This window comes from Streptomyces sp. NPDC048420, assembly GCF_040651535.1.
Taxonomy (GTDB): domain Bacteria; phylum Actinomycetota; class Actinomycetes; order Streptomycetales; family Streptomycetaceae; genus Streptomyces.
The window spans coordinates 53740-65822 of sequence record NZ_JBEZKG010000039.1 but is presented as its reverse complement, the minus strand read 5'-3'; the positions used below and the strand labels follow the sequence as shown (position 1 = coordinate 65822).

Below are 12083 nucleotides of genomic sequence, written 5' to 3'. Positions count from 1 at the left end.
CCTCCGCCTTGCAGCTGCACGCACCAGACCCCGCTCACCTGCGCTGACAAGGCGCCGTTCCTTGGAGCCGGCCTGATCCGCCGGACAGGCCCTAGTCCCGCCGGACGATCAGTGCGGCCTGTTGGGACACCTCCCCACGGGCCGGTTCGCGCACCGTCCGCGAGACGAGCGTGAACCCGGCAGCCCGGAGCAGCCCGAGGATCTGTTCCGGCTGCCGCCTGAGGAAGGTCAGCGCCACGGGGTGTCCCCATGGCCCGTCGTGATGCCGGTCCTCGTCGCCGGCCTGGAAGGCCACGAGCAGGTGGCCTCCCGGTGCGAGGACCCGGTAGAACTCGGCGAAGAGGCGGGGAAGTGCGTCCACAGGGGTGTGGATGGACGAGTACCAGGACAGCGCGCCCGCGAGCGCCCCGTCCGGAAGGTCCAGTTCCAGCATCGACCCATGCTCGAACCGCAGCCCCGGGTTCTCCCGCCTTGCGATCGCCAGCATCGACTCCGACAGGTCGAGCCCGAAGACGGACATCCCGAGAGAGGCGAGGTGTCCCGTGACCCGCCCGGGCCCGCAGCCCAGGTCGGCCACCGTCCCGTCCTTGCCCACGAGCCCGGCGAACCCGTCGATCACCGCCCGGTCCAGCGGCGAGTCGTCGAGCCCGTCGCGGAACTGCTCGGAGTAGCTCTCGGCGACGGCGTCGTAGAAGGTACGGGTGGCGGTCACGAAGTCGGTGTCGGTCATGGCGCGCGACCCTATCCACCGCCACTGACAATCGCCCCGCGCCTGTGCGCAAAAGGCAGGAGCCCCGCTGCCGTGCGGCGCGGGGCTCCTTGGGTACTGCTTTCAGGTCCGGATCAGAGGCAGGATCACCTCGGAGTCAGGATCGCTCAGACGGGGGTGACGTTCTCCGCCTGCGGGCCCTTGGGGCCCTGGGTCACGTCGAAGGAGACCTGCTGGTTCTCCTCCAGCGAACGGAAGCCGCTCGCGTTGATCGCGGAGTAGTGGACGAAGACGTCGGGGCCTCCGCCCTCCTGGGCGATGAAGCCAAAGCCCTTTTCGGCGTTGAACCACTTCACGGTTCCGGTAGCCATAAGCCCTCCTTGGGCCCAAAAGGGTTGCCCTGCTCCAGAACCTGCAAGTGTGAAAACAGTGCCGCACAACTGCATTCTTCTGAAAACGACTAGAGCCTGCGGTTACATGCTCCGCAGGCTCTGTACTGCAAGGGAAACCAAACTGCAACTTGCGGCGAGCCTAGCACGCGGGCAGCCGAAAGCAATAGAGGCCAAGATCACGTCACCCGGATGTTTGAAGATCGCAAAAGGGTTGACATCGGGGCCGGAGTCCGAAGCGTACTCCAAGGGGTCTAGTGTCGCGATGTGGACAATTCTCGCACCCGGCCGCGCGTCGGCCACATCCAGTTCCTGAACTGCCTGCCCCTGTACTGGGGGCTCGCGAGGACGGGCACGCTCCTCGACTTCGAGCTCACGAAGGACACCCCGGAGAAGCTCAGCGAGAGGCTGGTGCAGGGAGACCTCGACATCGGTCCCATCACCCTGGTCGAGTTCCTCAAGAACGCGGACGACCTGGTCGCCTTCCCCGACATCGCCGTCGGCTGCGACGGCCCGGTCATGTCCTGCGTCATCGTCTCGCAGGTCCCGCTGGACGAGCTGGACGGAGCGCGGGTGGCCCTCGGGTCGACCTCGCGCACCTCCGTACGCCTCGCCCAGCTCCTCCTCGCCGACCGCTACGGCGTCCGGCCCGACTACTACACGTGCCCGCCCGACCTGAGCCTGATGATGCAGGAGGCGGAGGCGGCCGTACTCATCGGAGACGCGGCCCTCAGGGCCAACCTCCTCGACGGGCCGCGTTTCGGCCTCGAAGTGCACGACCTCGGCGCACTCTGGAAGGAGTGGACCGGGCTGCCGTTCGTCTTCGCGGTGTGGGCGGCCCGGCGGGACTACCTGGAGCGCGAGCCGGTGATCACCCGGCGCGTCCACGAGGCCTTCCTCTCCTCCCGCAACCTCTCCCTCGACGAGGTCGGCAAGGTCGCCGAGCAGGCGGCCCGCTGGGAGGCCTTCGACGAGGAGGTCCTGGAGAAGTACTTCACGACCCTGGACTTCCGCTTCGGGGCACCGCAGTTGGCCGCGGTCGCGGAGTTCGCGCGCCGGGTCGGTCCGACGACGGGTTTCCCCGGGGACGTGAAGGTGGAACTGCTCCAGCCCTAACCTGCATCCAAACCTTATGGGGGAGGCCGGTATGCAGCCGCTCGGAGTCGACGAACCCACCACCGTGGGGCCCTACCGGCTGCTCGGCCGGCTCGGTTCCGGTGGCATGGGCCGGGTCTATCTCGGCCGCAGCGCCGGGGGCCGCACGGTCGCCGTCAAGATCGTGCACCCGCACTTCGCGCTCGACGAGGAGTTCCGCGCCCGCTTCCGGCGCGAGGTCGACGCGGCGCGAAGAGTGGGCGGGGCGTGGACCGCGCCGGTCCTGGACGCGGACCCGGAGGCGGCGGTGCCGTGGGTCGCCACGGGGTACGCGGCGGGCCCGTCCCTGGCTTCGGCGGTCGCGGACGGGGGTCCGCTGCCCGAGCATTCCGTACGAGTGCTGGGGGCGGGCCTCGCCGAGGCGCTCGCGGCGGTCCACGACCTGGGGCTCGTCCACCGGGACGTCAAGCCCTCCAACGTCCTGCTCACCGTCGACGGCCCGCTCCTCATCGACTTCGGCATCGCCCGCGCCACGGACGGCACCGCGTCGCTGACCTCCACCGGCGTCTCCATCGGCTCGCCCGGCTACATGTCCCCGGAACAGATCCTGAGCAAGGGCATCTCGGGCGCGGCGGACGTCTTCTCCCTGGGCGCGGTACTCGCGTTCGCGGCCACGGGAGTGCCGCCGTTCCCGGGGGACTCCTCCGCCTCCCTCCTCTACAAGGTGGTGCACGAACAGCCCGAACTCGGATCGCTGAGCGGTGAGTTGCGGGAGATCGCCGAGTCCTGCCTGGCCAAGTCGGCGCAGGAACGGCCGACTCCGGGAGAAGTGGCCCGGCGGCTCGCTCCCGAGGGGGCGGCGCGGCTGGTGGCGGCGGGGTGGCTGCCGGGGGCGCTGGTCGAGCAGGTGGGGCGAAGTGCCGTACAGCTGCTGAATCTTGAGGCGGTGGGGGAGCAGGCTTCGGGGCCGGTGGGGTTCAGCAGCCCTGCGGTGGGGGCGTTCGGGCCGGCGCCGGTGATGCCGGTGTCCGTGCCCTCGGTGCCGCCGGGTGTGCCTTCGGGGCCGACGGGCGTTCCCTTCGTGCCCGAACCCCGGGACGCGGCGCCGCAGGAGACGGTGGTGCCCTCGGACGGGCGGCCCGGGCCCGGCCGGCTCTCCGTGTCCGTGGCCGCCACCTCCACCTCCGGCGACAACGGCCGTGGCCGTCGGCTGAGTTGCACCGTGGCGCTCGCGGTCGCGGGGGCGCTGGCCGCGGTGACCGTGGGCTCGGTGTTCGTGTTCGACCTGCTGCCGGGGCGGGGCGACGACGATTCGGCGAGTTCCCCGCCCGGGAGCGACGCGTACTCCCCGGCGCCGACGTCCGAGCCTTCGGCCTCTGCCCCGTCGCCCTCCGAGCCGTCGGCCTCGGCGGAGTCCAGTGAGCCTGCGGGCGGACCCTCCCAGGTACCTGCCCGCTACCTCGGCACCTGGGAAGGCCAGGGCAGCGGCCTCGACGGGACCGTCCCGATGGGTACCTTCCGGATCACGGTCAAGAAGGTGAGCGTCGGCCAGGAGCTGGGCCGACTGCGCCAGACCGACGTGATCGGCGCGGTCTGCACCGACGTCCTCACTCTGAAGAAGGTCACGGACACGGAGCTCGTCACGACGGCCGTCGGCGCGAAGGACAACCACGCGGGCTGCAACCCCGCCGCCCACACGGTCCGCCTCACCGCGGTCGGCGACGACCTGAAGTACACGTCGGAGAGCGAGGCCGAGGGCTACCCCGAGGCACGGATGTCGAAGGTCGGGGAGTGACCGGGCTGATCGTCGCCGTCGCCGCGGTGTGGGGAGCGGCGACGGGCGCGCTGTTGCCGCGCGCGGCGTACCGGTTCTCCGTCCCGTCGGAGGAGCCGTGGCGGACGACCTGCCCCGGCGGGCACCCCCTGGGCGGGTGGCTCGGACGGGCGCGGTGCGGCCGGTGCGAGGAGCAGGCGTACGGCTCCGGCGCCGCCGTCCTCTCCACCGTCACCGCGCTCCTCTGTGCCGCCCTCGCCGCCGCCACCGGCACCCGCCCGGAGCTCGGGGTCTGGCTGCTGCTCACTCCGGCAGGCGTCCTGCTGGCCGCCATCGACCTGCGTGTACGGCGGCTGCCCGACCCGCTAACGCTGCCCCTCGCGGCCGCCGCGCTAGCCCTCCTCGGGGTGGTCTCATTCGTGCCCGAGCACACCGGCCACTGGACGAACGCCGCCCTGGGCACCCTCGCGCTCGGCGCCGGCTACTACGTGCTGTGGCGGATCAACCCCGGCGGCATGGGCTTCGGCGACGTGAAGCTGGCCCTCGGGGCGGGGGCGGTCCTGGGCTGGTACGGCTGGGACACCGTCCTCCTCGGCACCTTCGCCGGGTTCCTGCTCGGCGCACTCTGGGGCGGTGTCCTGGTGCTGGTGGGCAGGGCGGGGCGCAAGACGGCGATCCCGTTCGGGCCGTTCCTGATAGCGGGGGCGTATGCGGGGTTGCTGATGGGGGCGTACGCGGCCTGAGGCGGGGCGCGCGGGGTCTCGGTGGACCGGCCCACCGGCCACGGTGCCGGAACCGGCGGGGCCACTGCCCTGACCGTCGCGCCCGTTTGTGCCGAGCGCAGTGCCCCGCGGGCTGGGGTCGGGGGGCAGGCGGGGGCCCGGCGGACCGGTCGCCGTTCCGCGGCCGGTGGGGTCGAGCCCGGATGGACCCGCGGTCGCTGTCCCGGCCGTTGTCGTGTCTGTCCCGGCTGAGCGCAGTGTCCCGCGGGCTGGGGTCGGGGGGTAGGCGGGGGCCCGGCGGACCGGTCGCCGTTCCGCGGCCGGTGGGGGCGAGCCCGGATGGACCCGCGGTCGCTGTCCCGGCCGTCGTCGTGTCTGTCCCGGCCGAGCGCAGCGTCCCGCGGGCTGAGGTCGGGCTTGTCACAGGGCTGGCGTAGGCTGGCCGAGACCGTCCGAACCCTTGACGAAAGGCACGCCCCGGTGAGCGAGAAGGCCGACCTTCAGTCCGTCCTCGACCGTGCCGCCGAGGGTGGGCGGATCACTCCGGAGGAGGCGCTCGACCTCTACCGGGACGCCCCGCTGCACGCGCTGGGCTCGGCCGCGGACGCGGTGCGCCGCCGTCGGTACGCGGGCACGGAGCACATCGCGACGTACATCATCGAGCGGAACATCAACTACACGAACGTGTGCGTCACGGCGTGCAAGTTCTGCGCCTTCTACGCCCCGCCCACCGCCAAGGACAAGGGCTGGACCCGCGACCTGGACGACATCCTGCGCCGGTGCGCGGAGACCGTCGAACTCGGCGGCACCCAGATCATGTTCCAGGGCGGCCACCACCCGGACTACGGCGTCGAGTACTACGAGAAGCACTTCGCCGCCATCAAGAAGAACTTCCCCCAGCTGGTGATCCACTCGCTGGGCGCCTCCGAGGTCGAGCACATGGCTCGTATCTCCAAGGTGAGCGTGGAGGAGGCGATCCAGCGCATTCACGCCGCCGGTCTCGACTCCTTCGCCGGCGCCGGCGCGGAGCTGCTCCCCGAGCGCCCCCGCAAGGCCATCGCGCCCCTCAAGGAGTCCGGTGAGCGCTGGCTGGAGATCATGGAGACCGCCCACAACCTGGGCGTGGAGTCCACCTCCACCATGCTCATGGGCACCGGCGAGACCAACGCCGAACGCATCGAGCACCTGCGGATGATCCGTGACGTACAGGACCGCACGGGCGGCTTCCGCGCGTTCATCCCGTACCTCTACCAGCCGATGAACAACCACCTGAAGGGCCGCACCCAGGCCACGATCTTCGAGTACCTGCGGATGATCGCGATCTCCCGGCTCTTCATGGACAACATCGCCCACATCCAGGGCTCCTGGCTCACCACCGGCCAGGACGCGGGCCAACTCACCCTGCACTACGGCGCGGACGACCTCGGCTCGGTCATGCTGGAGGAGAACGTCGTCTCGGCGGCCGGCGCCAGGCACCGCTCCAACCTCCAGGAAATGATCGACATGATCCGTACGGCCGGTCGAGTCCCGGCCCAGCGCGCCACCACCTACGAACACCTCGTCGTCCACGACGACCCGGCGAACGACCCGGTCGACGCGCGCGTGATGTCCCACATCTCCTCCACGGCGATCGAGGGCGGCACGGCCCACCCCGAGCTGAAGATCCTCACCTCCAACTAGCCCGCAGATGCTCACGATCCACACCGCCGACCAGCTGACCCCGGGCGACGGAAGACCTCCGTTGCCCGGCGGGGCGGTACTGGTCGAGGGCCGGCAGATCGCGGCCGTAGAGGTGTACGACGACCTGGCGGCCGCCCACCCGTCCGCAAGGGTCCGCCGCTGGCCGGGAGTTCTCACCCCGGGCCTGGTCGACCCGCACGGCCCGGAGATCCTGGAGCAGTCCTACCACCCGGACCCGCGTGAGGACCTGGGCGACGAACCCCTCACGGGCGAGGCGCTGAAGGCACTGGACATGACGGACGCGCGGTGGGGTGCGAGCGCGCGGCGCGGGGTGCAGCGACTGCTGGCGCAGGGCACGGTGGCGGTGGTGGGCCCATTGCGACGCCCCGCGGTGATCGACGCCGTACACAGGTCGGGTCTGACGATCGAGCACGGGCTCACAGAGACACCCCTGATCCCGGGCACGGAAGCGACTTTCGCGGTCTTCGACACAACGGAATGCGTGGCAACGGTGATCAGGGGCCGCCTGCTGCACAGGCGCAGGTAGAGGCTTCTAGGTTTTTAGGGGCGCGGGGCCGTATCGATTTGCGGCTCCGCCGCGCGGGCGCGACAAGTCCCCACCGGCCCGCACCCGAAACTCAACCGGCCAATGCCTCCCCAAACGCCCCCGCAGCCTGAGAAACCCCACTGCAATTGGTCAACGCATCATCCTCATCAGAGTCCCCCTCCACACACTGCTGATCCCGAAACGTAGACCACATCGACACCCAAGCCACCTCCCTCGACTCGGCAAAAGCCCGCACCTGAGCCGCATCGGACAACGTGAACGTCTCCCCGTCCACATCATTCGTCCCGATCATCGAGGTGAGCGCAATAGCACGCCACGCAGTGGCGTCAGACGTACCGAAGATCGATTTCAGCTGCGCCTGCGCCGCCTTCGCCGAAGTGATCGCGTAATCCCCCATGTCCCCGTCGTACGACTCCCCGTAATTCATCGTCATGATGTTGACCGTCGACACCTGAACCGAGTTGTTGTTCGCGGACTCCAGCAACGCCACGCTGTCGTCGTCGATCCCGGACGGCATCACGGGCAACGTGAAGGAGACGGCGAGGTCACTCCGTTCCTTCTGCAGCAACGCGATCGCCTCGGACCGCAGATCCACGGAGTCGGAGTCGGTCAGCGCGTCCCCCTCGATGTCGAAGTCGGCGAGCGAGGAACCGGCCGCGTCCAGGGCGGCCCCGTACGCCGCGGCCAGCTTCGCCGCCGTCGAGCAGGTCTCCGCCAGCTCCTTCCCGGACGCCCCGCCGAAGGACACCCGCACCTCGGCCCCGTCCCCCTTCAACGCGCTGATCCGGGACTTGACGGAGGAGTCACCAATGGCCTTGGTGCCGTTCCACTTCGGCGTGCAGTCGCTGCCGTCGGCGATCACGAACGCGAGGTTGTACACCGAGGGCGAGCCCGCGGAGTCGTTGTCGGAGGCCTCGTCCGCGCTGACGTACGGCGCGTACGCAGTGGAGGTGCCGCCCGACTCGGAGGAGCACCCCGCCGTGGCCAGGGCGAACAGACAAGTGACCGCGGCCATCGGCTTCAGGAAACTCCGCATGCACACGCACCCGCTCTCGTGACTTCTCTGGAGAGCGAATGTCTCACACCTGCCTGAGTTTCTGACAAGCTCTCAGGAAATAGACAGAATAAGCGGTTTCTCATATGCGCCTCACAAGAACGCCACATGTGGGCACATAAAGACTGCCTAATGTCTGGGGAATGCATTCCGAGCCTGCCATCGAGAACCACACCGACGTGCGCGGTCGCCGCCGCAAACGCGGTAACGGGCCCGCCGAGGGACCCGTGTTCGTTGACAACTCCGGACGCCGCTCCAAGATGCTGCGCCGGATCGGTCTTCTCCTCGGTGTCCTGTCCCTGGGCTACGCCGTCGTGCTGGGCCTCGCCTTCATGGGCATCGGCGTCTCCACCACGTCCTCGTTCATCCCGTTCGGGAACGGCGGACCGGGTGGATCGTCGAACTCCGGCCCCGGCGGCTTCCAGCCCCAGGGCAGCGTCGGCACCCCGCCGACCCGGCCCACCGGTACCCCGCCCACGGGCACCGCCACGGGCGCTCCGCCGAGCGCCGCCCCGACCGCGACCGCCTCCGCGGCCTCCAACTGACCCGAACGGCCCACCACATGACCACGACGACGCCCTCCCGTGGCCGCCGGCGTGCCCCCACCCGCATGGAGCGGGCGGCGGGCAAGGCCGCGGCGCTGCAGAAACCGCGGGTCATCCTCGCCCTGCTGCTCCTGCTCGGCCTGACCAGCGTGATGCTGCTCGACGGCTATCTGCGCGCCGAGGTCGGCGGCGACCAGCGGGTGCGCGACGGCGCCAGCTCCAGCAAGGTCCCCGACAAGATCCTGAACGGCGGACCGATCATCAGCTTCCGAGGCGGCCAGGCGACGACGACCTCCGTCCCCTCCAAGACGATCGCGCTCACCTTCGACGACGGCCCCAACCCGACGTACACGCCCCAGGTCCTGGAGATCCTGGAGAAGTACGACGTCCCGGCGACCTTCTTCGTGGTGGGCTCGATGGTCTCGCGCTACCCGTCGATCGTGAAGGACATGGTCGAGCAGGGCAACGAGGTGGGCATCCACACCTTCACCCACGTCGACCTCTCCTACCAGAGCGACGCCCGTATCCGGCGCGAGATGACCCAGACGCAGCTCGCCCTCGCGGGCGCGGCCGGCATCACCACCACGTTGTTCCGGGCGCCGTACTCCTCGGAGACGGACGCGATCGACAACTACAGCTGGCCCGTCTACAAGAAGCTCGGCGAGGAGGGCTACACCAGCGTCTTCGTCGACACCGACAGCGACGACTGGAAGAAGCCGGGCGTCTCGAAGATCGTCAAGTGGGCCACTCCGTCCGGGACCTCGGGTGCCTCCGTGCTGATGCACGACGCCGGTGGCGACCGTGAGCAGACGATCAAGGCGCTGCCCGAGTACATCGAGAAGATGAAGGCGCAGGGCTACACCTTCACCACCATCAGCGGGGTGCTGGAGACGCAGAACGCGAGCAACGGTCCGCAGGGCCGGCAGCAGACGGGAGGCGGAAACGTGACCGGCCGGCAGTCTCAAGGACTGACGAACGCCCAACGCCTCCAGGCCGCGCACCGCGAGGCCACCGGCACAACCCTCTACGAAGGCAAGGCCCTCGTCGCCGCCGTCGCCGTCGCCGAGCTGACGGTGCCCACGCTGTCGGTCGGACTCGTGATCGTGGGCGTGGCCGTCATGGGCCGCTTCGGGATGATGCTGATCCTCGCCCGGCGGCACTACGGACAGCGCAACAAACGCCGTTTCACCTGGGGGCCGACCGTCACCCGGCCGGTGAGCGTGATCGTCCCGGCGTACAACGAGAAGGAGTGCATCGCCAACACCCTGGAGTCGCTGGCGAAGAGCACCCACCCGATCGAGGTCATCGTCGTCGACGACGGCTCCTCGGACGGCACCTCCGAGATCGCCCGCGAGGCGGCGCGCTCGCTCGGCATGACCAACGTCCGGGTCATCCGCCAGGAGAACGCGGGCAAGCCGGCCGCCCTCAACAACGGTGTCCGCAGCGCCAGTCACGACATCGTCGTGATGATGGACGGCGACACTGTTTTCGAGCCGGACACCGTACGGCAGCTTGTGCAGCCCTTCGCCGACCCCGAGGTCGGCGCGGTCGCCGGCAACGCCAAGGTCGGCAACCGCGACACGGTTATCGGCGCCTGGCAGCACATCGAGTACGTGATGGGCTTCAACCTCGACCGCCGCATGTACGACCTGCTGCGCTGCATGCCCACCATCCCGGGCGCCATCGGGGCCTTCCGCAGGGAAGCCGTGTTGCAGGTCGGCGGGATGAGCGAGGACACCCTCGCCGAGGACACCGACATCACCATCGCGATGCACAGGCAGGGCTGGCGGGTCGTGTACCAGGAGCACGCACGCGCGTGGACCGAGGCGCCGGGGTCGTTGAAACAGCTCTGGTCGCAGCGCTACCGGTGGTCGTACGGCACCATGCAGGCGCTGTGGAAGCACCGCAAGTCCCTCACGGACAAGGGTCCCTCGGGGCGCTTCGGCCGGGTCGGCATGCCCCTGGTGGTGATCTTCCAGATCGTCACGCCGGTCTTCGCCCCGCTGATCGACGTGTTCACCGCCTACTCGATGATCTTCGTCGACTTCCAGGCGGCGCTGTACGCGTGGCTCGCCGTCCTGGGCGTCCAGCTCGTGTGCGCGGCGTACGCCTTCCGCCTCGACAAGGAGAAACACCGCTATCTGCTGATGATGCCGCTCCAGCAGCTGGCCTACCGCCAGATGATGTACCTCGTCCTCATCCACTCCTGCATCACCGCCCTCACCGGCGGCCGGCTGCGCTGGCAGAAGCTGAAGCGGACCGGCGAGGTCGGCACGCCGGCGGGGGTGGGCTGATGAGCTGGGAGCAGCAGGGGTGCCAGGAGGGATACCAGCAGAGGTACCGGCAGCAGGGGTACGGCCCGGAGTACGGGTACTCGGGGTACGCAGAGCAGCCGTATGCGCAGCCGCAGGTGTACATCGAGCCACCGGTTCTCGAAGCCTCCGCTGACGCCGAGGCGGAGGAGGAGAAGCCTCCGTCTCGGCCCTCCGGCCGCGACCGCTACTTCGACACCCTCAGGGCCGTCGCCCTGATCCGGGTCGTCAGCTATCACACCTTCGGGTGGGCCTGGGCGGGCATGGTCTTCCCCTCCATGGGGATCATGTTCGCCCTGGCCGGCACGCTGATGGCGAAGTCCCTGGAGCGCCCGGCGTTCACGGTCGTCAAGAGCCGGATGCGCAGGCTGCTGCCGCCGTTCTGGTTCTGGGGCGTCTTCGTGGTGCTCGCGATGCTGATCCACGACTGGATGCCGGGCTGGCAGATCGTCTATTGGGTCGTGCCGCTGGGCGATCCGCCGGGCAACCAGTGGGCCGTCCAGGCTTGGGAGATCCTCTGGTACCTGCGCACCTACCTCTGGTTCGTCCTGCTCTCCCCGCTGCTGCTGAAGGTCTTCCGGCTGGCCCCGGTGCCGGTGCTGCTGCTGTCCCTGGCCCCGATCGTGGTCTTCCACTTCCTGTGGGAGCCCCCGGACGACCGCCTCGGCAGCGCGCTGACCGACCTCGCCACCTTTCTGTTCTGCTGGATCCTCGGTTTCGCCCACCGTGACCGGGTCCTGGAGCGGCTGAAGCCGTTCGCCGTCGTCCTGCTCTCGTTCGCTGCGATCGGCTTCGGCGGCTGGTACGCCTTCACCCACCAGGCCGAGACGGGGTCGTACGACCTCGACGACATCCCCCTCGCGCAGGCCTTCTGGTCCGCCGGGTACGTGATGCTGCTGATGTGGGCCAAGTCGTACTTCGGGATCGACTTCGCGTGGCTGACCCGCTTCCGCCGCACCGACCGGATCGTCACGGTTTTCAACTCCCGCGCGGTGACGATCTACCTGTGGCACGAGATCGCGCTGATCCTCGCCGTGCCGCTGATCGACCGGTTCTGGAACGTGCCCGCGTTCGAGAAGTGGCTGCCGCTGGAGAGCCAGTGGTTCATGTTCGGCGTCGGGTGGGTGCTGATCGCGGTCTTCGTGCTGGTGTGCGGGTGGGTGGAGGACGTGGCCGGGAAGAAGAAGCCGCAGCTACTGCCGGGAGGGCGTCGGGTCTCTTCGTGAGGGCGGCTG

At 69.4% G+C, this 12083-nt stretch carries 12 protein-coding genes; 9 read left to right on the top strand and 3 right to left on the bottom strand.

The features are described 5' to 3' along the window. Positions 1-91: 91 nt before the first annotated feature. Together AB0D34_RS42910 and AB0D34_RS42905 are read right to left on the bottom strand one after the other, a co-directional pair. A complete protein-coding gene (locus AB0D34_RS42910; RefSeq protein WP_362672525.1) occupies positions 92-730 on the bottom strand; it encodes a class I SAM-dependent methyltransferase in 639 nt (212 codons plus the stop codon). A 146-nt stretch (positions 731-876) separates the two neighbouring features. Beyond that, the gene (locus AB0D34_RS42905) at positions 877-1080 is read right to left on the bottom strand and encodes a cold-shock protein (protein WP_003992177.1); all 204 of its coding nucleotides are present in this window, start codon (positions 1078-1080) and stop codon (positions 877-879) included. 285 nt (positions 1081-1365) lie between these two features. Here AB0D34_RS42905 and AB0D34_RS42900 point away from each other — a divergent pair, with 285 nt between their 5' ends. From AB0D34_RS42900 to AB0D34_RS42880, 5 genes are all read left to right on the top strand, one after another. Beyond that, positions 1366-2214 (top strand): menaquinone biosynthesis protein, encoded by an 849-nt coding sequence (locus tag AB0D34_RS42900; protein WP_362672523.1) that lies wholly within the window; start codon positions 1366-1368, stop codon positions 2212-2214. Positions 2215-2245: 31 nt separating this feature from the next. Further along, positions 2246-3988: a serine/threonine-protein kinase gene (locus AB0D34_RS42895; protein ID WP_362672521.1), complete on the top strand. Its 1743-nt coding sequence runs from the start codon at positions 2246-2248 to the stop codon at positions 3986-3988. Continuing rightward, complete coding sequence (locus AB0D34_RS42890; protein WP_362672519.1) at positions 3985-4710, top strand: A24 family peptidase; 726 nt, start codon at positions 3985-3987, stop codon at positions 4708-4710. The genes AB0D34_RS42895 and AB0D34_RS42890 overlap by 4 nt, the downstream gene beginning before the upstream one ends. A gap of 459 nt (positions 4711-5169) precedes the next feature. Further along, positions 5170-6369: a cyclic dehypoxanthinyl futalosine synthase gene (mqnC, locus tag AB0D34_RS42885; protein WP_362672517.1), complete on the top strand. Its 1200-nt coding sequence runs from the start codon at positions 5170-5172 to the stop codon at positions 6367-6369. Between the two features lie 7 nt (positions 6370-6376). Next, on the top strand, positions 6377-6916 hold the full coding sequence (locus tag AB0D34_RS42880; protein ID WP_362672515.1) for a hypothetical protein: 540 nt from the start codon (positions 6377-6379) through the stop codon (positions 6914-6916). A gap of 91 nt (positions 6917-7007) precedes the next feature. Here AB0D34_RS42880 and AB0D34_RS42875 read toward each other — a convergent pair whose 3' ends face one another. Continuing rightward, entirely contained in the window at positions 7008-7799 is a 792-nt protein-coding gene (locus AB0D34_RS42875) for a chitinase (protein ID WP_362672514.1), read from the bottom strand. 10 nt (positions 7800-7809) lie between these two features. Between AB0D34_RS42875 and AB0D34_RS42870 the strand changes: the two genes are divergently transcribed. The 4 genes from AB0D34_RS42870 (at position 7810) to AB0D34_RS42855 (ending at position 12074) form a co-directional block, all read left to right on the top strand. Continuing rightward, entirely contained in the window at positions 7810-7995 is a 186-nt protein-coding gene (locus AB0D34_RS42870; RefSeq protein WP_362672512.1) for a hypothetical protein, read from the top strand. 139 nt (positions 7996-8134) lie between these two features. Continuing rightward, the gene (locus tag AB0D34_RS42865; protein WP_362672509.1) at positions 8135-8536 is read left to right on the top strand and encodes a hypothetical protein; all 402 of its coding nucleotides are present in this window, start codon (positions 8135-8137) and stop codon (positions 8534-8536) included. Between the two features lie 17 nt (positions 8537-8553). Beyond that, on the top strand, positions 8554-10830 hold the full coding sequence (locus tag AB0D34_RS42860) for a bifunctional polysaccharide deacetylase/glycosyltransferase family 2 protein (RefSeq protein ID WP_362672507.1): 2277 nt from the start codon (positions 8554-8556) through the stop codon (positions 10828-10830). Beyond that, complete coding sequence (locus tag AB0D34_RS42855; RefSeq protein ID WP_362672505.1) at positions 10830-12074, top strand: acyltransferase; 1245 nt, start codon at positions 10830-10832, stop codon at positions 12072-12074. The genes AB0D34_RS42860 and AB0D34_RS42855 overlap by 1 nt, the downstream gene beginning before the upstream one ends. The last annotated feature ends 9 nt before the right edge of the window (positions 12075-12083 follow it).